Below are 20,982 nucleotides of genomic sequence, written 5' to 3'. Positions count from 1 at the left end.
TGCACCTCGCTAATACGGTGGGACGATTGTAACGGAAAGGCCAGTCACACGCCGGAATTTCCATGCCGGCGGGCCAGAGCCGACGCGCCATGATCTGCCAATCGACCACACGCCCGTCAGGCCGTTCGCGGCAAAAGAGTGATCATCGACCAGCAAACTTTGGCGTCATACCTGTGGTCAGGTTAAGGGCAGGCGCCGCTTGGTGCCTCTTTTCCCCAGACCCAGGAGAATTCCATGAGCCTGTTCAGCAAGATTCTATCCAAGCTCGGCATCGGTGAAGCCCAGGCGGACAATACCGCCGCTGCACCTACCACCAGCACCAACGAAACCACCGCCCCCGCCGGCAGCAGCGCTCCGACCGCTAGCGCGGCGCCCATCAGTCAGGTGGACGTCACCGCCAAGCTGGATGCCCTGGCCGCGCAGAAGGGCGAACAGCTCAATTGGAAGACGTCCATCGTCGATTTGCTCAAGTTGCTCGACCTGGACAGCAGCCTGGCCGCCCGTCAGGAACTGGCCAAGGAGTTGCACTGCCCCGAGGACAAACTGAACGACTCCGCCCAGATGAACATGTGGCTGCACAAGGCCGTCCTGCAAAAGCTCGCCGACAATGGCGGCAACGTACCGGCCGAGCTGCTGTGATCTCTACTGAGTGCCCACTGGGGTGCTAGAGAGCTGTACGCTCATCGCAGGTGAGGCCTCGCGATAAAGGCCGCACCTGCGATGGTGGTAAAATGCGACATGAACTTATACCATTTCGCCTTTGGTCTTTCCGCCGTTCGAAACGGCATGGTCTCAGGTTCGCCACGCCCTGATGGGCGGTCGTTACCGGGATGGGACGCTAGGGTAGCGAAATGACGGCTCGGCACTTTCTTTCTTTCATGGATTGTTCCCCCGCGGAACTGCGGCAACTCATCAATCGCGGCATCGAACTCAAGGCCCTGCGCAATCAGGGCGTGTTGCACGAGCCCCTGCGCAATCGCGTACTGGGCATGATCTTCGAAAAGGCCTCCACCCGTACCCGCCTCTCCTTCGAGGCTGGCATGATCCAGCTCGGTGGCCAGGCGATCTTTCTCTCGTCCCGTGATACCCAGCTCGGCCGTGGCGAGCCGGTGCCGGACAGCGCCCGGGTCATGGCGAGCATGCTCGACGGGGTGATGATCCGCACCTTCGCCCACGAAATGCTCACCACCTTCGCCGCCAACTCCAAGGTGCCGGTGATCAATGGGTTGTCCGACGATTTGCATCCCTGCCAGCTGCTGGCCGATATGCAGACCTTCTTCGAGCATCGCGGCGACATCCAGGGTAAGACCGTGGCCTGGATCGGCGATGGCAATAACATGTGCAACAGCTATATCGAGGCGGCCGAACAGCTGGACTTCAACCTGCGCATCGCCTGCCCCGAAGGCTACGAGCCCAATCCGCGTTTCCTGGAGCGGGCGGGTGATCGCGTTCAACTGGTCAGGGATCCACGCGAGGCGGTGGCCCAGGCGCATCTGGTCAGTACCGACGTCTGGACCTCCATGGGCCAGGAAGAGGAAACCCGTCTGCGCCTGGCGGCCTTCAAGCCTTATCAGGTCACTGCCGAACTGCTCGACGGCGCAGCTCCCGACGTCCTGTTCATGCACTGCCTGCCGGCCCATCGTGGCGAAGAGATCAGTCACACGCTGCTGGACGATCCTCGCGCCGTGGTCTGGGACGAAGCCGAGAACCGGTTGCACGCGCAGAAGGCGCTGCTCGAATTTCTCATCAAGCCGCCGCTGCACGGCTGATGAGCGGCCCTGGCCGGGCGCTTCAGACGCCCGGCCTAGCGGTCACAGCAGCAGACGGCCGCTGAAGACCGTCACCGCCCTCCCTGCGATACTCACGCGATCCCCGTCCAGACGACACCAGAGCTGGCCACCACGGGCGGAAAGTTGCTGGGCGGTGAGCATCCGCTTGGCCAGGCGGCGCGACCAGTAGGGAATCAGGCTGCAATGCGCCGAGCCAGTGACGGGGTCTTCATCGATGCCTATGCCGGGCGCGAAGAAGCGTGAGACAAAATCGACCTCCCGCCCCCGTGCGGTCACGATGACGCCTTGCCAGGGCAAACGCGCTATGGCGGCCAGATCCGGCTTGCAGTCGCGCACTGCCTGCTCCGACTCCAGCAGCACCAGCAGCTTGTCCGCCGCCAGAGCGTCCACTGGCGACAGCCGCAGCGCCCGTTCCAGTTCGGGCGTCACCCCCAGCTCCGACGGCACCAAGGCCGGGAAATCCAGCGCCAGTAGCCCATCCGGCTCGCGAAATACCCGCAAGCTGCCTGCCTGACTGATGAATTCTAGGCGATCACCGGGTTCACCCAGGATCTCGAACAGCACATGGGCCGTCGCCAGGGTCGCATGACCGCAGAGTGGAACTTCCACCCGAGGGGTGAACCAGCGAATGCGCCAGGTATCGGCCTCGCGCACCACGAAGGCGGTTTCCGAGAGGTTGTGTTCGCTGGCGATGCGCTGCAGCAGCTCGTCGTCAGGCCAGCTTTCCAGACAATAGACAGCCGCTGGATTACCGCGGAAAGGCTGATCGGTGAAGGAGTCGACCTGGTGGAATTCAAAGGGCATGCGCGCTACCTGGGCTGGGAGAGAAAACAGCGGACATCGACGGCGGCCACTACGGCAGCGAGGTGTCCAGCATCAGACCGGACAACCTGCGCATCGTCTCGCGAACCTTCACGACCAAGGTAGCAGCCAGCGTCGCCTTGGCAATGAATTGTCGAACGTCGTCACTGTTTTTGCGCTCAGGAGCTTTGACAGTTTTCATATTTGAAATTAGATTTTCGGTTGCGAACAATGGCTCAACGGCCACCTATAAATACAACAACCACGAGGCTCCCCATGAGTACTCCTCTCGCTCCAACGTTACGCGGTCAATGTATCGCCGAGTTCCTCGGCACCGCCCTGCTCATCTTCTTCGGTACCGGTTGCGTCGCGGCGGCGAAGGTAGGCGGCGCCACGCTTGGCTTGTGGGAAATCAGCATCATCTGGGGCGTCGGTGTGAGCATGGCCGTGTACCTGTCGGCCGGGGTCTCGGGCGCCCATCTGAGCCCGGCCGTGACCATCGCCCTCTGGCTGTTCGGCGGCTTCGAAAGACGCAAGGTACCCGCCTACATCCTGGCCCAGGTGGCCGGCGCCTTCTGCGGCGCAGCGCTGGTCTACGGCCTCTATAGCAGTCTCTTTTTCGATTACGAACAGACGCACCATATCGTCCGCGGCAGTCAGGCGAGCCTGGAGCTGGCCGGCGTCTTCTCCACCTACGCCAATCCCGCACTGTCCATCGGTCAGGCCTTCCTGGTCGAAGCCGTCATCACCGCCATCCTGCTGGCCATGATCATGGCGCTCACCGACGACGGCAACGGCCTGCCCCGTGGCCCCTTGGCTCCCCTGCTGATCGGCCTGCTGATCGCCGTGATCGGCGGCTCCATGGGCCCGCTGACCGGCTTCGCCATGAACCCTGCCCGGGATTTCGGGCCGAAGCTGATGACCTTCTTCGCCGGCTGGGGTCAGATCGCCTTCACCGGCGGTCGGGAGATCCCCTACTTCCTGGTACCGATCTTCGCACCCATCGTCGGGGCCTGCCTGGGCGCCGCCGGTTACAAGGCATTGATCTGCCGCCACCTGCCCGGCCTGGGGTCGGGTGCCTGCGAGGTGCCGGCCAAAACCGAGGAAAGCGCCCCTAGCGAAGCGACTCCCGTTTCCAAGGCGTCCTGATCGCCGCGAATCACAATAAGGAATACGACCATGACCGACCAGAACAAGCAGTACATCGTCGCACTCGACCAGGGCACCACCAGTTCCCGCGCCATCGTGCTCGACCGCAATGCCAACGTGGTGACCATCGCCCAGCGTGAATTCGCGCAGATCTACCCCCAAGCGGGTTGGGTGGAACACGATCCGATGGAAATCTGGGCCACCCAGAGCGCCGTCTTCGTCGAGGCACTGGCCCAGGCCAGCATCAGCAACGAACAGGTAGCCGCCATCGGCATCACCAACCAGCGGGAAACCGCCATCGTCTGGGACAAGACCACCGGCCGCCCCATCTACAACGCCATCGTCTGGCAGAGCCGCCAGAGCACCGCGATCTGCGACCAGCTCAAGCGCGACGGCATGGAAGACCATATCCGCAAGACCACCGGCCTGGTGATCGATCCCTACTTCTCGGGCACCAAGATCAAGTGGATCCTCGACCACGTCGAAGGCAGCCGGGAACGTGCCCGTCGCGGTGAGTTGCTGTTCGGTACCGTGGACACCTGGCTGATCTGGAAGATGACCCAGGGCCAGGCCCATGTGACCGATTACACCAACGCCTCGCGCACCCTGCTGTTCGATATCCACAAGCGCGAATGGGATGCCACCCTGCTCGAGGTACTGGATATTCCCCGCGAGATGCTGCCGGAAGTGAAATCCTCTTCCGAGGTCTATGGCCAGGCGCACCTGGGCAGCGGCCAGACCACCGGCATCCCCATCGCCGGTATCGCCGGCGACCAGCAGGCCGCGCTGTTCGGCCAGATGTGCGTGGAACCGGGCCTGGCCAAGAACACCTACGGCACCGGCTGCTTCCTGTTGATGAATACCGGCGAGAAGGCCGTGCAATCGCAGCATGGCCTGCTGACCACCATCGCCTGCGGTCCTCGCGGTGAGGTCAACTACGCCCTGGAGGGCGCCATCTTCAATGGCGGCTCCACCGTGCAATGGCTGCGCGACGAGCTCAAGGTGATCAACGACTCCCTGGACTCCGAGTATTTCGCCACCAAGGTCGCTGACAGCAATGGCGTCTACCTGGTGCCGGCCTTCACCGGCCTGGGCGCCCCCTACTGGGACCCCTATGCCCGTGGCGCCCTGTTCGGCCTGACCCGTGGCGTCAAGGTCGACCACATCATCCGCGCCACCCTGGAATCCATTGCCTTCCAGACCCGCGATGTACTGGAAGCCATGCAGCAGGATGCCGGCGAAGCCTTGAAGTCCCTGCGCGTGGACGGCGGCGCCACCGCCAACAACTTCCTCATGCAATTCCAGTCGGACGTGCTCGGTACCCGCGTCGAGCGGCCGGAAATGAAGGAGACCACCGCCCTGGGTGCGGCCTACCTGGCCGGTCTCGCCACCGGCTTCTGGAGCAGCCTGGACGAGTTGCGCAGCAAGAGCACCATAGAGCGCGTCTTCGAACCGGCTTGCGACAACGCCAAGCGTGATGCCCTGTACAAGGGCTGGAAGAAGGCAGTGGAGCGGACCCGCGGCTGGGCGCTCGATTGACCCAGGCCCGGCTTGAAACGCCTCTGCTCTGGCAGGGCGATTGTTCAGCCAAGCCCTAGCCAAGACCGGCGTCTTCCCGACGCCGGTCTTGCTTTGCGCGACAAGCGCTTTTCAGTATCGATCACCTACGGCATCCTCTGCGGGTTTAGTCGAACATCCAAGGAAGCCGCAATGAGCCTGGCGCCTCGCCAACAGCAGATTCTCGAATTGGTCCGTGAGCGTGGCTACGTCAGTATCGAAGAACTGGCCCAGCATTTCTCCGTCACTCCCCAGACGATCCGCCGCGACATCAATCAGCTCGCCGAAGCCGGACTGCTGCGCCGCTACCATGGCGGTGCCGCCCACGACTCCAGCGTGGAAAACACCGAATACAGCATGAGAGCCGGCCAGATGCGCGAGGAAAAGCGCCTGATCGCTGAAGCCGTCGCCGCCGCGGTACCGGATCACGCCTCCCTGTTCATCAACATCGGCACCACCACCGAGGCCATCGCCCATGCGCTGCTCGGGCACCGCAGCCTCAAGGTGATCACCAACAACCTGCACGTGGCGAACATCCTCAGTGCCAAGGACGATTTCGATGTCCTGATCGCCAGCGGCAAGGTGCGCAGCGACGGCGGTGTGGTGGGCCAGGCCACCGCTGACTTCATCAAGCAATTCAAGGTCGACTATGCCCTGGTCGGCATCAGCGGCATCGACGAGGACGGCACCCTGCTGGACTTCGACTATCAGGAAGTCTGCGTCTCCCAGGCCATCATCCATAACGCCCGCCAGGTGTTCCTCGCCGCCGATTCGAGCAAGTTCGGTCGCAACGCCATGATTCGCCTGGGCAGCCTCGAACAGATCGATCAACTGTTCACCGAGCGCGAACCCTCGCCCGCCTTTGCCCGCTGCCTCAAGGAATGGCAGGTCAAGGTGGAGATTGCCCGGCCACGCTGACTCCTGGGTACCGACCACTCGTCGGGCAACCTTCGTAAATATTCGTTTTTGTTCGTTTTAGCGGTCTCAAAAGGGGAGCCCTGCTGGAAGCTGGATTTTTACTGGGCTATCATGTTCGAAACCGAATAATTATGTTCGTTTCAAAGGAGACACCATGGCCCAGGCACCTACCGCAACCTCTCCTACCTACGATCTCGCCGTCATCGGCGGTGGCATCAACGGCGTAGGCATCGCAGCTGACGCCGCGGGCCGGGGGCTGTCGGTGTTCCTTTGCGAACGCGACGATCTGGCCAGCCATACCTCGTCCGCCAGCAGCAAGCTGATCCATGGTGGCCTGCGCTATCTGGAGCATCATGAGTTCCGCTTGGTGCGCGAAGCCCTCGCCGAGCGCGAAGTGCTCCTGGCCAAGGCCCCCCATATCGTCAAGCCGATGCGCTTCGTGCTGCCGCACCGTCCGCATCTGCGTCCGGCCTGGATGATCCGCGCCGGCCTCTTCCTTTATGACCACCTGGGCAAGCGCGAAAAGCTGCCGGGCTCGCGCAGCCTGAAGTTCGATGCCCATGGCCCGCTGAAGGCCGAGATCAAGAAAGGGTTCGAGTATTCGGATTGCTGGGTGGACGATGCCCGCCTGGTGGTACTCAATGCCATGCAGGCCCGGGAAAAAGGCGCCGAGATCGTCACCCGTACCCACTGCCTGAGCGCCCGTCGGGTAGAGGGGCAGTGGGAAGTCGAACTCGAAGGCCCGCAGGGTCGTCGGCAGATTCGCGCCAAGGCGCTGGTCAATGCCGCTGGCCCCTGGGTGGCCAGCTTCATCCGCCAGGATCTGCAGCAGAAATCACCCTATGGTATTCGCCTGATCCAGGGCAGCCATGTCATCGTGCCCAAGCTGTACGAAGGCGAGCAGGCCTACATCATGCAGAACGAAGACCGCCGCATCGTCTTCGCCATCCCCTATCTGGGGCGCTACACCATGATTGGCACTACGGATCGCGAGTATCAGGGCGATCCGGCCAAGGTGAGCATCACCGAGCAGGAAATGGACTATGTCCTCGGCGTGGCCAACGCCCATTTCCGCAAGCAGCTCAGCCGAGACGATGTGCTGCACAGTTTTTCCGGTGTGCGTCCGCTGTGCGACGACGAATCGGACAACCCTTCGGCCATCACTCGCGACTACACCCTGTCGCTGGCCGAGGAACAGGGCGCGCCGCTGCTGTCGGTGTTCGGCGGCAAGCTGACCACCTATCGCAAGCTGGCCGAGTCGGCGATGGCGCAACTGCAGCCCTACTTCCCCACACTCGGTGATAGCTGGACCGCTGCCGCACCGCTACCGGGTGGCGAAGACATGAGCACCCCGCAAGCCTTGACCCGCGAACTGCTGGAGAAAGTCAGCGGCCTGACGCCCGCCCTGGCCCACCGCTGGGCCACCACCTACGGCAGCCGCGTCTGGACGCTGCTCGGCGAAGCCCGGTCCGTAGAAGAGCTGGGAGCGGTGATAGGTGCGGACCTGCATGAGCGTGAAGTGGACTATCTGCAGCGCCAGGAATGGGCGACGAGCGCCGATGACATCCTCTGGCGCCGGACCAAGCTGGGCCTGGTGTTCAGCGAGGCCGAGCGGATCGCCCTGGAGCACGTTCTGGCTCATGCCGAAACCCAGGCTGCGAAAGGCAGCAACGCAGCCTGAGCCGGCCAAGACCCGGACACTCGAAGTGTCCGGGTCTACTTTTTTGCGACAGAGATGCTCGCGTAGCTCCATTCGGGTTAGCCACGGCCAACGCGACGTAGCCAGTTCATTCAGAGCGGCCTAGGCATAGGCAGCCACATGAAATACGTTCATGATGCGCCTTTATTTCCAGTGTCCGCTCCATGTTCGAACTCCGCCATCTCAAGACCCTGCATGCCCTCCGCGAATCCTCCAGTCTGGTGGAAGCTGCGGAACGCCTGCACCTGACCCAGTCCGCCCTCTCCCACCAGTTCAAGGAACTGGAGGAACGCCTGGGTACCCCGCTGTTCATCCGCAAGACCAAGCCGATTCGCTTCACCAGCGCCGGCCTGCGCCTGTTGCAGACCGCGGACGCGGTGCTGCCGCATCTGCGCAGCGCCGAGCGGGACCTGGCGCGACTGGTGGGGGGCACGGCGGGCCGGCTGCACATGGCCATCGAATGCCATAGCTGCTTCCAATGGCTGATGCCGACCATCGATCAATTCCGCGATTCCTGGCCGGAGGTGGAGCTGGACCTGGCGTCCGGCTTCTCCTTCGCGCCACTGCCGGCGCTGGCACGCGGTGATCTGGACCTGGTGGTGACGGCCGATCCAGTGGACCTCTCCGGGGTCACCTATGTGCCGCTGTTCACCTATGAAGCCCTGCTGGCCGTGGCCAACCAGCATCCACTGGCGCAGCGTCCCTTTATCGTGCCCCAGGACCTGGCTGCGGAAACCCAGATCACCTATCCGGTGGAGCGCGATCGCCTGGATATCTTCACCCGCTTCCTCGATCCGGCCGATGTCGAGCCGTTGTCGATACGCACGGCGGAGATGACGGTGATGATGCTGCAGCTGGTGGCGTCGGGTCGCGGCGTTTGCTGCCTGCCCAACTGGGCCATCCACGAATACAGCTCGCGCGGGTACGTCACCGCGCGCAGGCTGGGTGAAAAAGGCCTCTATGCAACGCTCTACGCGGCGATCCGCGAAGACATGCTCGAGGCGCCCTTCATGCAGGACTTCCTGCTGACCGCGAAGGACACCTCGTTCGCCACCCTCGAAGGGGTCAGCAGCGCGCGCTGAACCGGCGCGCTGCTCTCGGGGGCTTACTTGCTGTTGCCGCCCGGGAAGCCGGCGAACTTCTTGTTGAAGCTCGACACGCGACCTTCCACCTTCATCTGACGCTGCTCACCGGTGTAGATGGGGTGCGAGGCGCTGGACACGTCGAGGCTGATGTAGGGGTAGACCTGGCCTTCGTACTCCTGGGTACGGTCGCTCTCGGCGGTGGAGCGGATCAGGAAGTAGGTGTCCGAAGTGGTGTCGTGGAACAGCACGGGGCGGTAGTTGGGATGGATACCGGGTTTCATGTTGCGTCTCCTGCTCTGGCGCCTGTGACGGGATGTCCATCGGCACGCTCGATAAAGATACATTATAACATATAAGTAGGACTCTCGCAGCCCTGCCTGTGACGTCAGCGACAGCTCTGAGCCTCGCCATGGAACCATCCGCCGCGCTTGGGGCTCGTAACCTGAGGCCCTGACTGGCGGCATCTCCACGTTGCATGAGACCCGTCGTCGGTCGATGCGTGCGGCCAGGCCGATGAACTCCGGCAGACGAGCTGCCCTCTTCCGCGCCTACCCGTACGCACCACGCCCTGCACTGGCTTTTCAAGGATCCGAGAAGTCCACACGCATTGGATGCGCACGCCGGGTTCAGGACTGAACTCCCCGCGCCGCATCCCAAGGACTCAAGAGGCACCCAACCATGTGCGGCATCGCCGGCGAGCTTCGTTTCGATCAACAACCCGCAGCCATCAGCGCGGTGGAGCGCATTACCCACCGCCTGGAACAGCGCGGCCCCGATGCCTGGGGCTTCCACAGCCAGGGGCCGGTCGCCCTCGGCCATCGGCGGCTGAAGATCATGGATCTGGCGGAGGCCTCGGGCCAACCCATGATCGAGCCGGAGCTGGGCCTCTCCATGGTGTTCAACGGCGCCATCTACAACTACCCGGAACTGCGCACCGAGCTGGAGGCCAAGGGTTATCGCTTCCATTCGGGCGGCGACACCGAGATCCTGCTCAAGGCCTATCACGCCTGGGGCAAGGACATGCTGCCCAAGCTCAACGGCATGTTCGCCTTCGCCATCTGGGAACGCGACACTGGCCGGCTGTTCATCGCCCGTGACCGCCTCGGCATCAAGCCGCTGTACCTGTCCTTCACCGACAAGCGCCTGAGATTCGCCTCCAGCCTGCCCGCCCTGCTGGAAGCCGGGGACATCGATACCCGCATCGACCCGGTCGCCCTCAACCATTACCTGAACTTCCACGCCGTGGTCCCGGCGCCCCGGACCATCCTGCAAGGCGTACAGAAACTGCCGCCAGCGACCTGGATGACCGTGGACGCCTCCGGCAAGCAGCACCAGGAGACCTGGTGGACCCTCGACTATGGCCCCCACGAAGACGAACGCCGCTTCACCCTGGACGACTGGGCCGAGCGCGTCCTGCACGGTCTGAAAGACGCCGTGGCGATCCGCCAGCGCGCCGCGCGGGAAGTGGGCGTGCTGCTATCGGGCGGCGTGGATTCGAGCCTGCTGGTCGGCCTGTTGCACGACGCGGGGGTCAAGGACCTGCTGACCTTCTCCATCGGCTTCGAGGATGCCGGCGGCGAGCGCGGCGACGAATTCCAGTATTCCAATCTGATCGCCAACCACTACGGCACCCGCCACCAACAGTTGCGCATCGCCGAAGACGAGATCATCCAGCAGCTGCCGCACGCCTTCTCCGCCATGAGCGAGCCGATGGTGAGCCACGATTGCATCGCCTTCTACCTGCTGTCGCGGGAAGTCTCCAAGCACTGCAAGGTGGTACAGAGCGGCCAGGGTGCGGACGAACTCTTCGCCGGTTACCACTGGTATCCCCAGGTGCACGGCGCTGCCGATCCCTTCGCCGCCTATCGCGCGGCCTTCTTCGACCGGGATTACGCCCAGTACGCCGCCACCGTGCAGGCCGGCGTGCGCCTGGAGGAAGACGCCGCCGAGGCCTTCGTCCGCCAGCACTTCGCCAAGCCGGGTGCCAGCGCCGGGGTCGACAAGGCCCTGCGCCTGGACAGCACCGTGATGCTGGTGGACGACCCGGTCAAGCGGGTCGACAACATGACCATGGCCTGGGGCCTGGAAGCCCGGGTGCCCTTCCTCGACTATCGCCTGGCCGAACTCTCAGCGCGCATCCCGGCCGAGTTCAAGCTGGGCGACGGTGGCAAGCAGGTGCTGAAAGCGGCGGCGCGCAAGGTGATCCCCCATGAGGTGATCGACCGGCCCAAGGGCTATTTCCCGGTGCCGGGCCTCAAACACCTGGAAGGCAACACCCTGACCTGGGTACGCGAACTGCTGCTGGACCCCAGCCAGGATCGCGGCCTGTTCGAGACCGCGGAGATCGATCGCCTGCTGACCAATCCAGCCGACCGCATCACTCCGCTGCGCGGCTCCAAGCTCTGGCAACTGGCGGCGCTCAACCTTTGGCTGAGCGAGCACGGACTGTGAGGGTGCAAGACGCATGAAAGCGACCAGCTACAACCAACGCCTCCAGCGCGCCCAGACGCCCTCCTACGAGCGGCTGCAGGCCCGCCTGGCGGAAGGCGACCACCCCACCTCCCAGCCTCTTTGCCTGCATTGCGGCTGGGGGCGCCTGCTCATCGGCCATACCTATCCCGATCCCGCGAGCCTGGCCAAGGAGCTGCTGAGCGAAACGCCGGGCGAGCGTGATATCGCGCTTTATGTCGCCGCGCCCCACCAGGTGCTGGCCCAGGCGCCCCAGCAACTGTTCCTCGATCCCTCGGATACCCTGCGCCTCTGGTTCAGCGACTACCGCCCCGCGCGGCGCATCTATCGCGGCTTCCGCATCCGGCGCGCCTGCTCCGCGCAGGACTGGAGCGAGATCAACCGCCTCTACCAGCAACGCCACATGCTGCCCGTCGATACCGAGCGGCTGACGCCCCGCCACAAGGGTGGTCCGGTCTATTGGCTGGCGGAAGACGACGATAGCGGCGCCATCATCGGTTCGGTGATGGGCCTCAATCACGTGAAGGCGTTCCAAGACCCCGATGGCGGTTCCTCCCTGTGGTGCCTGGCCGTCTCGCCGGAATGCAGCCGTCCCGGCGTCGGCGAAGCCCTGGTGCGCCACCTGGTCGAGCACTACGCCAGCCGTGGCCTGGCCTATCTGGATCTGTCGGTGCTGCACGACAACCAGCAGGCCAAGCGGCTCTACGACAAGCTGGGTTTCCGGCCGCTGCAGACCTTCGCCATCAAGTGCAAGAACGGCATCAACCAGACGCTGTTCCTCGGCCCCGGTCCGGCCGCCGACCTCAATCCCTATGCGCGGATCATCGTCGACGAAGCCCTGAGACGTGGTATCGAGGTGCAGGTGGACGATGCCGAAGGCGGTCTTTTCACCCTGATCCAGGGCAACCGGCGCCTCCGCTGCCGCGAGTCCCTGACCGACCTCACCTCCGCGGTGACCATGACCCTCTGTGCCGACAAGGTGCTGACCAGCCGCACCCTGGCCCGCGCCGGCCTGCGGGTGCCGGAGCAATGCCTGGCGGGCAGTGACGAAGACAATGCCGCCTTCCTGCAAAAGCATGGCGCCCTGGTGGTCAAGCCGGTCAATGGCGAGCAAGGCAAGGGCGTTGCGGTGGATATCCGCGACGCCGAACACCTCGCCACAGCCATCCAGGCCGCCCGCCGCTATGACGACCGCGTCCTGCTGGAGAGCTTCCACCAAGGACTCGATCTGCGCGTGGTGGTCATCGGCCACGAAGTGGTGGCCGCTGCCATTCGGCGTCCGGCGGAAATCGTCGGCGACGGCCAGCACAGTGTCAGGGAGCTGATCGAGGCCCAGAGTCGTAGGCGTCAGGCGGCTACCGGTGGCGAGTCGCGCATTCCGCTCGACGAAGAAACCGAACGCGTGATCCGGGGTGCCGGCTATGACTGGGACAGTGTGCTACCCACCGGTACCCACCTGGCGGTGCGCAAGACCGCCAACCTGCACACCGGTGGCATCCTCGAAGATGTCACGGGCATCCTCCACCCGGTACTGGCCGATGCGGCCATCCAGGCGGCGCGGGCGCTGGACATTCCGGTGACCGGCATGGACCTGCTGGTCAGCGCTGCCGATGCACCCGACTACGTCATCATCGAAGCCAACGAGCGGCCGGGCCTGGCCAATCACGAGCCACATCCCACCGCCGAACGCTTCATCGACCTGCTGTTCCCGCTCTCTCGGGAGGTTCCGCTATGACTCGACTACCCGAACCCGATCTGGACTACCTGCGCAAGGTCCTGCTGGACCTGCTGGCGATCCCCAGCCCCACGGGTTTCACCGACACCATCGTCATGTACGTGGCCGAACGGCTGAACGAACTGGACATCCCCTTCGAGCTGACCCGCCGCGGCACCATCCGCGCTACGATCAAGGGCCACAAGGAGAGCCCGGATCGCGCGGTCTCGGCGCACCTGGACACCATCGGCGCCATCGTCCGCGAGATCAAGGACAACGGCCGCCTGGGCCTGGCGGCGGTCGGCCACTGGTCGAGCCGCTTCGCCGAGGGCAGCCGCGTCAGCCTGTTCACCGACGATGGCACCCTGAGAGGCAGCGTGCTGCCGTTGCTGGCCTCGGGTCATGCCTTCAACACCGAAATCGACAAGATGCCGGTGAGCTGGGATCACATCGAACTGCGCCTGGATGCCGTGACCAAGAGCCGTCACGAGACGGAGCAACTGGGCGTCCAGATCGGCGATTTCGTCGCCTTCGATCCGCTGCCCGAATTCACCGATAGCGGCTACATCAGCTCGCGCCATCTGGACGACAAGGCCGGCGTCGCCGCCCTGCTCACCGCGCTCAAGATGCTCAAGGAAAGCGGCCAGACGCCGCCCATCGACTGCCATCCGCTGTTCACCATCACCGAAGAGGTCGGCTCGGGGGCCGCCGGCGCCCTGCCCTGGGACGTCAGCGAATTCGTCGGCATCGACATCGCCCCGGTCGCCCCGGGGCAGAGATCCGACGAGCATCGCGTCAGCGTGGCCATGCAGGATTCGGCGGGGCCTTACGACTATCACCTGTCACGCCACCTGCTGCGTCTGGCCGAGCGTAACGACATCCCGGTACGGCGCGATCTGTTCCGCTACTACTACAGCGATGCCCACTCGGCGATCAGCTCCGGGCAGGACGTGCGGGTCGCCTTGTTGGCCTTCGGTTGCGATGCGACCCACGGCTACGAGCGTACCCATATCGTCAGCCTGGCCGCGCTCAGCCAGTTGCTGACCGGCTACATCCTCAGCCCGCCGGTGTTCGACAGCGATGCCCAGCCCGCCGACAGCTCCCTGGAACGCTTCGGCCACCAGTTGCTGCCCGAGGACACGCACCTGGATAACCAGACCCAGTTGCCACCCCTGGAAGAGGTGGTCGGCGACGGCAGCAAATAAGAGCCATGACCTGCGCCTGGGGTATCCTGGGCGCTTTTTTCCAGGCACCACACCATGATCATTCCCCACGACCAACTCGCCGCCGCCACGCTCGACAACCTGCTGGAGGACTTCGTCACCCGCGAAGGCACCGACAACGGCGACGACACGCCCCTGGCGACCCGCACCCAGCGCGCGCGCCGGGCGCTGGAAACCGGCGAGGCGGTCATTCTCTTCGATCCGGACAGCACCCTCTGCCAGCTGGTGCTGCGCCGCGACGTACCTCGCGAGCTGCTGGACGACTAGGGCCTAAGACCACTAGGCACTACCCCGCGGCACCAATAGGATCACCAGCGCCCCTGCCACACAGAGCAAGCCACCAGCCAGATCCGTCCAGGTCGGTCGGGTGCGTTCGACCAGCGCCAGCCAGCCCAGGGACGCCACTACATAGATGCCGCCATAGGCCGCGTAGGCCCGACCGGCGTAGGCGGCCTCGATGCGGGTCAGCAACAGGGCGAAGAGCACCAGGCTGGCCAGTCCCGGCGCTATCCACCAGGGGCTGCGATCCAGCCGCAGCCACAGCCAGAAGGCGTAGCAGCCAGCGATCTCGAACAGTGCGGCCAACAGGAACCAGAGGTAGTTCAGCATGGCGCCGTACCGTCCTCCTGGCGATAGGGCAAGGCCTCGGCCGCCTGGCGTGCATAGGCCTGAACCCCCGCCCTTTCCTGCTCGAGAAAGTCCGCCACCGCCGCTCTCAGCCCCGGATGCACCAGGTAATGCCAAGAGTGCGTGAGGGTCGGCTCGAAACCGCGGATCAGCTTGTGCTCACCCTGGGCGCCGGCATCGAAGCGCTGCAGCCCCTCGGCGATGGCGTGTTCGATGCCCTGGTAGAAGCAGGTCTCGAAATGCAGCTGGTCGAATTCCTGCAAACAGCCCCAGTAGCGACCATAGAGGGTAGTGCCGTCCTGCAGGTAGAACGCCATGGCCACCGGCCGGCTGCCCTGGCGAACGAGCACCACTCGAATGGCTTCGGGTAGTCGTTCGGCCAGCAGGCTGAAGAAAGCCCGCGTCAGATAGGGATCCTGACCGCGTACCTCGTAGGTATTGGCGTAGCAGGCGTAGACGAAGTCCCACTCCGCCTCGCTCAGCTCGCCGCCCTTGCGCCACTCGAAACTCACCCCGAGCCCGGCGACCTGATCGCGTTCCTTGCGCAGCTGCTTGCGCTTGCGTGAGGTCAGGGCGGCGAGGAAGTCCCCGTAATCCCGGTAGCCACGGTTATGCCAATGGAACTGGCAGCCGATCCTTGCCAGCCAACCGTCGCGCTCCTGAAGCAGGGCGTCGGCCTTGGGATCGGTGAAGTTGACGTGCAGGCTGGAGAGTTCGAGGCCCGCCAGGCTGCCGGTAGTCGCATCGAGCAAGGTGGCACAGGCCGCCGGATCGCCCAGCAGGCGCGCGCCCTGCACCGGCGAGAAGGGTACGGCGGCCAGCAACTTGGGATAATAGTCGATGCCGGCCCGCCGACAGGCATCGGCCCAGGCCCAATCGAAGACGTATTCGCCATAGGAGTGCATCTTGAGATAGGCGGGCATCGCCGCCAGCACCTGACCCTGGGCATCCTTGAGAATCTGGTGCGCCGGTTGCCAGCCGGTGCCCTTGCCCAGGCTGCCGCTGTCTTCCAGGGTGGCGAGGAATTCATGGCGCAGAAAGGGCTGGTCGCCCGCCAGCAAGCCGTTCCATTGCGCCGCAGGCACCTGGGCCAGGCTGTAGAGATACTCGACGATCATCCCACTCCCCTTGCTTGGCTTTGTCTGAAAAGAGCCTGTGCTCGTGGTACAGATCTAACACAGACGGACGCCGAAACGGCATCTGTGGAGAGACCCTGGCGACTGGTGTGGTGTTTCAGAAGTTCGCGCAAGAATTGGCGAGTGATTTTGTTTTCTGAGCCAGGCGCCGGGACGAGTCATAGCAGGGCTATGGCGAGGAGCAGCAACGCCGCTCAGGGACCAAAAGCGCCGCCAAAATTGTGTAGATAACTTCTGAAACACCAAACCAGCTTTCGTGCAGGCGAAAAAAAACCGCCGTGAGGCGGTTTTCTTCGATATGGCGTCCCCTAGGGGACTCGAACCCCTGTTACCGCCGTGAAAGGGCGGTGTCCTAGGCCACTAGACGAAGGGGACGTTACCCGGGTGCGACCCTTGCGGATCACGAATTTGGTGGAGCTAGACGGGATCGAACCGTCGACCTCTTGCATGCCATGCAAGCGCTCTCCCAGCTGAGCTATAGCCCCAAGTACAGCGTCGTGCCACGCCTGGGATGCGTGACTGATATGGCGTCCCCTAGGGGACTCGAACCCCTGTTACCGCCGTGAAAGGGCGGTGTCCTAGGCCACTAGACGAAGGGGACGTTACCCTGGTGCGATCCTTGCGGACCGCGAATTTGGTGGAGCTAGACGGGATCGAACCGTCGACCTCTTGCATGCCATGCAAGCGCTCTCCCAGCTGAGCTATAGCCCCGCGTACAACGTTCGCCACGCCTGGGATACGTGACTGATATGGCGTCCCCTAGGGGACTCGAACCCCTGTTACCGCCGTGAAAGGGCGGTGTCCTAGGCCACTAGACGAAGGGGACGAAACCTTCTACCGATTTCCCCCGCAGGCGAAACCGAAATTTGGTGGAGCTAGACGGGATCGAACCGTCGACCTCTTGCATGCCATGCAAGCGCTCTCCCAGCTGAGCTATAGCCCCGTCGGTCAGGACGGGGCGCATGTTAAGAGGCCTCGTCCTCACTGTCAACACCAAAAAGCAAAAAAGCTGCTAGTAACAGACACTTATGCCCCGCTCCGCTCAAATCGCCCGGGACAGTGCCGTGCGCTGGGCACGAGCTGCCAGCAGATAGGCAAACTTGCCATCGCTCGCCGCGAGCTTGCGCAGGACCTTCTTGTCCAGCGACCGATAGGCGCCCATCTCCAGTGCGGTGCGTCCGGAACTGCCGATCAGCATGTTGGGATTGGCCACCATCAGCTTGGCCGCCTGTTCCACGGCCTTGGCGTAGCTCTTGCGATCGTTCAGATCGTAATTCTGCAAGGGCAGCAGCATGCGCAGCCACTCGGCCCAGTAGAACTCGAGGAACTCGGACGGCAGTACCCGGCCATCCGCCGTACGCGGCTTGTCATAGCCGATCTGCCGGGTGAAATACACCAGAGCGCGATAGGGATCGTTCGCCATCGCGGCGAGCCCCAGGCACTCCGGCAATTGCTCGGGCAGGATCGGTCGCCCCTGGGGATCCTTGAGCCAAGCCTTGCGCTCGTCGAGCAAGCGAATCCAGAACTCCGCCATGCTGGCGGACGCACTGAAATCGTCGGTCACCCGTACCCAGACGAAGGTTTCGGGCCCACCGCCGGGGTGCTCCCAGAAGGCGGAAAAGGTGTGGTGACCATCGGTGAGATAGAGTTGCTGTCCCGGCCCTATGACGACGGTCTTCATTTCGTCCGGGCAACTGCCGGGCGGCCGAACGCCCAGGCCGTCCCCCGCCGAACGCAGCGTGGTGCTCGGCTGGAATCCCTTGCTCAGGTGTTGACCATTGGCCTCGCAATAGTCATCGAACAGCTTGCGCCGGTCGCTGGCGTACTTGCCGAGCTTGTACAGCACCTGGTCGTGGCCGATAGCGGGCTGGGTGGGGCGCAGCTCTCGCAGCTGTACCCGAAGCAGGCGTCCTGGCTGCACATGGCCTCCCCTGTCTGAATTGCCTTCCCAAGTCGGACAACGGTCGACTCGGGAAGACTCCTGCCGTCGATCAGACCTTGCGCAATACCACGCTACCGATGGAATAACCCGCACCGAAGGAGCTGAGTACACCCAGACTGCCGCTGGCCAGGTCTTCGTGGTGCAGGTGCAGCGCGATGACCGAGCCGGCGGAGCTGGTGTTGCCATAGGTATCCAGGATCACCGGAGCCTCGTTGGGCTTGGGTTCACGCCCCAGTAGACGCTTGACGATGAGGTGGTTCATCGCCAGGTTGGCCTGGTGCAGCCAGAAGCGCGAGACTCGCTCGACCGGGATATCGAGTTCGGTGAGGTGATCCGCGATCAGTTCGGCCACCAGCGGGCAGACTTCCTTGAACACCTTGCGACCTTCCTGGACGAACAGCTTGTCCGGATGGCTCATGCCCTCCTCCGCCGCCCGGTTGAGGAAGCCGAAGTTGTTGCGGATGTTGTTGGAGAACTGGGTGAACAGCCGGGTACCGAGGATCTCGAAGCGGTGCGCCGAGGTCGCCTGGTCGGCGCGCTCCACCACCAGGGCAGTGGCGGCATCGCCGAAGATGAAATGGCTGTCGCGATCGCGGAAATTCAAATGACCGGTGCAGATTTCCGGATCTATCACCAGCACCGCCCGGGCCTGGCCGAGCTGCACGGCATTGGCGGCGGTCTGCAGGCCGAAGGTGGCCGAGGAGCAGGCGACGTTCATGTCGAACCCATAGCCCTGGATGCCCAGCGCGGCCTGGACTTCGATGGCCACTGCCGGATAGGGACGTTGCAGGTTCGAGCAGGCGACGATGACACCATCGATGTCGGCGGCGGTGCGCCCGGCGCGTTTCAGGGCTTCGCGCGCCGCGGCGACGCCCATCTCGCAGAGGATCGAAGGCTCGTCGTTGGAGCGCTCGGGAATGCGCGGCACCATGCGCGCCGGATCGAGGATGCCGGCCTTGTCGACCACATGGCGGCTACGGATGCCCGAGGCCTTCTCGATGAAGGCGGCGCTGGACTCCGGCTGGGGCGCCAGGGTGCCCTGGGCGATGGCTTCGGCATGCTCAGCATTCCACTGGCTGGCCCACTGGTTGAAGGATGCAACCAGTTCGTCGTTGGAAATGCTCTCGGGCGGCGTATAGAGCCCGCTACCGCTGATGACCGCGTGCTGCACGGCTATTCCTCTTGTTGTCAGGATTCAAGCCGTGCCAGTTTGCCGCAAATCCGGGAGCGGCGCCCGCGCAATCTCAGCGGCGATTGGCGGCCTCGGCAGCACGCAGGACATCGCTGCCCACCTCGCTCTCGTACCTCTTGATCAAGGGCGCCACGGCCGCACGCCAGGCCTCGCGCTCTGCCGGAGTCTGCACCAGGATCTTGCTGGTATTGGCCGCCACCACCCGCTCGCGGGCCTTGGCATTGATGGCTTCGGCATCGCGGTTCACCACTTGCGTAACCTCGTCGAGAATGGCCTCCAGCTCGCTACGGAGTTCGAAGGGCAGACTGTTCCAGAAGCTGGTGTTGGTGATGAGCATATAGGTCAGGAAGCTGTGGTTGTCCTCGACGATATAGGGCTGCACGGTATTGATCTTCTGCCCCAGCAGGTTGGACCAGGGATTCTCCGCCCCCTGCACCTTACCCGTCCGCAGGGCCTCGTAAACCTGGGCGAACGGCATCTTCACCGGCTGGGCATCCAGCAGTTGATAGTAGGCGGCCAAGACATCGGACGATTCAACGCGAACGGTAAGCCCCTTGAGATCCGCGGGACTACGGATGTCCCGCGTAGCGGAGAGCTGGCGTCCGCCATTGTTCCAGTAGGCCAGACCGGTGAAGCCGTGGGTCACCAGGCTGCCCAGCAGTTCGCGACTCTTGTCGCGGTGCTGGAAACGCTTCACTGCTTCGAGGCTATCGAACAGATAGGGCAGATCATAGACCTGCAAGGGCTTGGACAGGGCATTCAGCTTGGACACGGAGGGCGCCAGCATCTGCACCTTCCCTGTTCGCAACGCCTCCAGTTCGTTCGCATCCCCCACCAGAGAGGAGTTCGGATACACCTCTACCTTGACCTTGCCTGCCAGACGCTCCTCGACCAACTTCTGGAACAGCAGCGCGCCACGGCCCTTAGGGGTGTCGTCCGTCACCACATGGGCGAACTTGATGACAATGGGATCGGCCAGCACGAAGGGCGCGAAGATAGCGAGCAGCACGGCTGCCAGCGTGGCGAGAAGGGTCTTGGTCATTGGAATCCCTGCGAATGAACTGTCCATCGAGTCGCCCGTGGCGACCTCGGATCGCGGTGCGATTGCGACGCAGATACCTTAGCAGTCGGATGGAAAGGGGCTTGTCGGACCAGACGGTCCGGACGACGAATGCGCAGGAAAACAGGATCAAGGGTAAAGGAAGCGCCGTTGAAACGGCGCCAAAAAGTCATCAGGGCGAGATGGGGTCGCTGGCGGGAAAGGTTTCTTCGATGGATTCGTCGAGCTGATCTTCGCTTACTTCGTCCTCATCGTCGGCGACGGGCGGATCCTGGGGCTGTTGCTGGGCGTAGACGGCATTCATGGCAGTTCTCCGGGTATAACGGTAGCCAAATAGGGGCGCCGGATCACTCCGGCCCTATCGTTAGTCCCGCTTATGCAGGCGGACGTTCAGCTCGTCGACAATCGGTGCCCAATCGGCGTCTTCCATGATTTCGTCCTTGAGAAAGGCTTTCTGCGCGGAAGACCAGAATTCGGCCTCGGAGACCTTCACCTCGTCGGGCAATGGCGAGTGACGGGCGATGAAGGCGTCGATGCTGGCAGGGTCCGAATCCAGTCCCAGTTGCTCGAAAAGGGTGGTCAGGTCGTGAACGGGCAGTTCCATGACGGTCTCCAGGCGA

Annotated in this window: 20 protein-coding genes and 6 tRNA genes; 11 read left to right on the top strand and 15 right to left on the bottom strand. The window is 63.6% G+C overall.

The genetic code is table 11. From position 1 onward, the window contains the following. The first annotated feature begins 234 nt into the window (after positions 1-234). Positions 235-639, top strand: coding sequence for a DUF3597 domain-containing protein (locus CCZ28_RS01475; protein WP_140215298.1), 405 nt, complete (start codon positions 235-237; stop codon positions 637-639). Between the two features lie 212 nt (positions 640-851). Next, positions 852-1,769, top strand: coding sequence for an ornithine carbamoyltransferase (gene argF, locus CCZ28_RS01470; RefSeq protein WP_140215296.1), 918 nt, complete (start codon positions 852-854; stop codon positions 1,767-1,769). 42 nt (positions 1,770-1,811) lie between these two features. Here the strand turns inward: argF and CCZ28_RS01465 are convergent, their stop codons facing one another. Next, on the bottom strand, positions 1,812-2,594 hold the full coding sequence (locus tag CCZ28_RS01465; protein ID WP_140215294.1) for a PhzF family phenazine biosynthesis protein: 783 nt from the start codon (positions 2,592-2,594) through the stop codon (positions 1,812-1,814). A gap of 273 nt (positions 2,595-2,867) precedes the next feature. Between CCZ28_RS01465 and CCZ28_RS01460 the strand changes: the two genes are divergently transcribed. From CCZ28_RS01460 to metR, 5 genes are all read left to right on the top strand, one after another. After that, positions 2,868-3,740: an MIP/aquaporin family protein gene (locus CCZ28_RS01460; RefSeq protein ID WP_140215292.1), complete on the top strand. Its 873-nt coding sequence runs from the start codon at positions 2,868-2,870 to the stop codon at positions 3,738-3,740. Between the two features lie 30 nt (positions 3,741-3,770). Then, positions 3,771-5,279: a glycerol kinase GlpK gene (gene glpK / locus CCZ28_RS01455; protein ID WP_140215290.1), complete on the top strand. Its 1,509-nt coding sequence runs from the start codon at positions 3,771-3,773 to the stop codon at positions 5,277-5,279. A 171-nt stretch (positions 5,280-5,450) separates the two neighbouring features. Then, positions 5,451-6,215, top strand: coding sequence for a DeoR/GlpR family DNA-binding transcription regulator (locus tag CCZ28_RS01450; protein WP_058767274.1), 765 nt, complete (start codon positions 5,451-5,453; stop codon positions 6,213-6,215). Between the two features lie 154 nt (positions 6,216-6,369). Next, positions 6,370-7,896 carry a glycerol-3-phosphate dehydrogenase gene (gene glpD / locus CCZ28_RS01445; protein WP_140215288.1) on the top strand — a complete coding sequence of 509 codons (1,527 nt, stop codon included), beginning with the start codon at positions 6,370-6,372 and terminating at the stop codon, positions 7,894-7,896. 182 nt (positions 7,897-8,078) lie between these two features. Next, on the top strand, positions 8,079-8,996 hold the full coding sequence (gene metR / locus CCZ28_RS01440) for a transcriptional regulator MetR (protein WP_058760986.1): 918 nt from the start codon (positions 8,079-8,081) through the stop codon (positions 8,994-8,996). 23 nt (positions 8,997-9,019) lie between these two features. Here metR and CCZ28_RS01435 read toward each other — a convergent pair whose 3' ends face one another. Next, positions 9,020-9,280, bottom strand: coding sequence for a type B 50S ribosomal protein L31 (locus CCZ28_RS01435; RefSeq protein WP_058760987.1), 261 nt, complete (start codon positions 9,278-9,280; stop codon positions 9,020-9,022). 397 nt (positions 9,281-9,677) lie between these two features. Here CCZ28_RS01435 and CCZ28_RS01430 point away from each other — a divergent pair, with 397 nt between their 5' ends. The 4 genes from CCZ28_RS01430 to CCZ28_RS01415 are packed head-to-tail and all read left to right on the top strand — an operon-like array spanning position 9,678 to position 14,672. Beyond that, the gene (locus CCZ28_RS01430) at positions 9,678-11,450 is read left to right on the top strand and encodes an N-acetylglutaminylglutamine amidotransferase (RefSeq protein WP_140215286.1); all 1,773 of its coding nucleotides are present in this window, start codon (positions 9,678-9,680) and stop codon (positions 11,448-11,450) included. A gap of 13 nt (positions 11,451-11,463) precedes the next feature. Further along, positions 11,464-13,203 carry an N-acetylglutaminylglutamine synthetase gene (gene ngg, locus CCZ28_RS01425; RefSeq protein WP_140215284.1) on the top strand — a complete coding sequence of 580 codons (1,740 nt, stop codon included), beginning with the start codon at positions 11,464-11,466 and terminating at the stop codon, positions 13,201-13,203. Further along, positions 13,200-14,387, top strand: coding sequence for an osmoprotectant NAGGN system M42 family peptidase (locus CCZ28_RS01420; protein WP_058760990.1), 1,188 nt, complete (start codon positions 13,200-13,202; stop codon positions 14,385-14,387). The genes ngg and CCZ28_RS01420 overlap by 4 nt, the downstream gene beginning before the upstream one ends. A 54-nt stretch (positions 14,388-14,441) precedes the next feature. After that, positions 14,442-14,672: a YheU family protein gene (locus tag CCZ28_RS01415; RefSeq protein WP_058760991.1), complete on the top strand. Its 231-nt coding sequence runs from the start codon at positions 14,442-14,444 to the stop codon at positions 14,670-14,672. Between the two features lie 12 nt (positions 14,673-14,684). On the opposite strand, the gene CCZ28_RS01410 is transcribed toward CCZ28_RS01415, so the two are convergent. From CCZ28_RS01410 to CCZ28_RS01355, 13 genes are all read right to left on the bottom strand, one after another. Continuing rightward, positions 14,685-15,014, bottom strand: a complete 330-nt coding sequence (locus tag CCZ28_RS01410; protein WP_140215282.1) for a YnfA family protein — start codon at positions 15,012-15,014, stop codon at positions 14,685-14,687. Next, complete coding sequence (locus CCZ28_RS01405) at positions 15,008-16,150, bottom strand: GNAT family N-acetyltransferase (protein WP_140215281.1); 1,143 nt, start codon at positions 16,148-16,150, stop codon at positions 15,008-15,010. Before CCZ28_RS01405 ends, CCZ28_RS01410 begins: the two co-directional genes overlap by 7 nt. Positions 16,151-16,467: 317 nt before the next feature. After that, positions 16,468-16,543: transfer RNA gene (locus CCZ28_RS01400), tRNA-Glu, on the bottom strand. Positions 16,544-16,577: 34 nt separating this feature from the next. After that, a tRNA-Ala gene (locus CCZ28_RS01395) sits at positions 16,578-16,653 on the bottom strand. 40 nt (positions 16,654-16,693) lie between these two features. Further along, positions 16,694-16,769 (bottom strand) — tRNA-Glu (locus tag CCZ28_RS01390). Positions 16,770-16,803: 34 nt separating this feature from the next. Next, positions 16,804-16,879: transfer RNA gene (locus tag CCZ28_RS01385), tRNA-Ala, on the bottom strand. Between the two features lie 39 nt (positions 16,880-16,918). After that, positions 16,919-16,994, bottom strand: a tRNA-Glu gene (locus tag CCZ28_RS01380). A 41-nt stretch (positions 16,995-17,035) separates the two neighbouring features. Beyond that, positions 17,036-17,111 (bottom strand) — tRNA-Ala (locus CCZ28_RS01375). 99 nt (positions 17,112-17,210) lie between these two features. Then, complete coding sequence (locus CCZ28_RS01370; protein ID WP_140215279.1) at positions 17,211-18,089, bottom strand: ParB/Srx family N-terminal domain-containing protein; 879 nt, start codon at positions 18,087-18,089, stop codon at positions 17,211-17,213. Positions 18,090-18,159: 70 nt separating this feature from the next. Next, positions 18,160-19,281, bottom strand: a complete 1,122-nt coding sequence (locus CCZ28_RS01365) for a beta-ketoacyl-ACP synthase III (protein WP_140215277.1) — start codon at positions 19,279-19,281, stop codon at positions 18,160-18,162. Between the two features lie 73 nt (positions 19,282-19,354). Then, a complete protein-coding gene (locus CCZ28_RS01360; protein WP_140215275.1) occupies positions 19,355-20,344 on the bottom strand; it encodes a DctP family TRAP transporter solute-binding subunit in 990 nt (329 codons plus the stop codon). 190 nt (positions 20,345-20,534) lie between these two features. Beyond that, positions 20,535-20,666, bottom strand: a complete 132-nt coding sequence (locus CCZ28_RS24810) for a hypothetical protein (RefSeq protein ID WP_276613559.1) — start codon at positions 20,664-20,666, stop codon at positions 20,535-20,537. A gap of 60 nt (positions 20,667-20,726) precedes the next feature. Continuing rightward, on the bottom strand, positions 20,727-20,966 hold the full coding sequence (locus tag CCZ28_RS01355; protein WP_140215273.1) for a DUF2789 domain-containing protein: 240 nt from the start codon (positions 20,964-20,966) through the stop codon (positions 20,727-20,729). Positions 20,967-20,982: the final 16 nt, after the last annotated feature.

The organism is Pseudomonas oryzihabitans, from assembly GCF_006384975.1.
In the GTDB taxonomy this organism is placed as follows: Bacteria; Pseudomonadota; Gammaproteobacteria; order Pseudomonadales; family Pseudomonadaceae; genus Chryseomonas; species Chryseomonas psychrotolerans_B.
This window is presented reverse-complemented; position numbering and strand designations above follow the sequence as displayed.

Coding starts and splice junctions, on each gene's coding strand:
- CCZ28_RS01475 (WP_140215298.1), top strand. CDS start 235: ATGAGCCTGTTCAGCAAGATTCTATCCAAGCTCGGCATCGGTGAAGCC.
- argF (WP_140215296.1), top strand. CDS start 852: ATGACGGCTCGGCACTTTCTTTCTTTCATGGATTGTTCCCCCGCGGAA.
- CCZ28_RS01465 (WP_140215294.1), bottom strand. CDS start 2,594: ATGCCCTTTGAATTCCACCAGGTCGACTCCTTCACCGATCAGCCTTTC.
- CCZ28_RS01460 (WP_140215292.1), top strand. CDS start 2,868: ATGAGTACTCCTCTCGCTCCAACGTTACGCGGTCAATGTATCGCCGAG.
- glpK (WP_140215290.1), top strand. CDS start 3,771: ATGACCGACCAGAACAAGCAGTACATCGTCGCACTCGACCAGGGCACC.
- CCZ28_RS01450 (WP_058767274.1), top strand. CDS start 5,451: ATGAGCCTGGCGCCTCGCCAACAGCAGATTCTCGAATTGGTCCGTGAG.
- glpD (WP_140215288.1), top strand. CDS start 6,370: ATGGCCCAGGCACCTACCGCAACCTCTCCTACCTACGATCTCGCCGTC.
- metR (WP_058760986.1), top strand. CDS start 8,079: ATGTTCGAACTCCGCCATCTCAAGACCCTGCATGCCCTCCGCGAATCC.
- CCZ28_RS01435 (WP_058760987.1), bottom strand. CDS start 9,280: ATGAAACCCGGTATCCATCCCAACTACCGCCCCGTGCTGTTCCACGAC.
- CCZ28_RS01430 (WP_140215286.1), top strand. CDS start 9,678: ATGTGCGGCATCGCCGGCGAGCTTCGTTTCGATCAACAACCCGCAGCC.
- ngg (WP_140215284.1), top strand. CDS start 11,464: ATGAAAGCGACCAGCTACAACCAACGCCTCCAGCGCGCCCAGACGCCC.
- CCZ28_RS01420 (WP_058760990.1), top strand. CDS start 13,200: ATGACTCGACTACCCGAACCCGATCTGGACTACCTGCGCAAGGTCCTG.
- CCZ28_RS01415 (WP_058760991.1), top strand. CDS start 14,442: ATGATCATTCCCCACGACCAACTCGCCGCCGCCACGCTCGACAACCTG.
- CCZ28_RS01410 (WP_140215282.1), bottom strand. CDS start 15,014: ATGCTGAACTACCTCTGGTTCCTGTTGGCCGCACTGTTCGAGATCGCT.
- CCZ28_RS01405 (WP_140215281.1), bottom strand. CDS start 16,150: ATGATCGTCGAGTATCTCTACAGCCTGGCCCAGGTGCCTGCGGCGCAA.
- CCZ28_RS01360 (WP_140215275.1), bottom strand. CDS start 20,344: ATGACCAAGACCCTTCTCGCCACGCTGGCAGCCGTGCTGCTCGCTATC.
- CCZ28_RS24810 (WP_276613559.1), bottom strand. CDS start 20,666: ATGAATGCCGTCTACGCCCAGCAACAGCCCCAGGATCCGCCCGTCGCC.
- CCZ28_RS01355 (WP_140215273.1), bottom strand. CDS start 20,966: ATGGAACTGCCCGTTCACGACCTGACCACCCTTTTCGAGCAACTGGGA.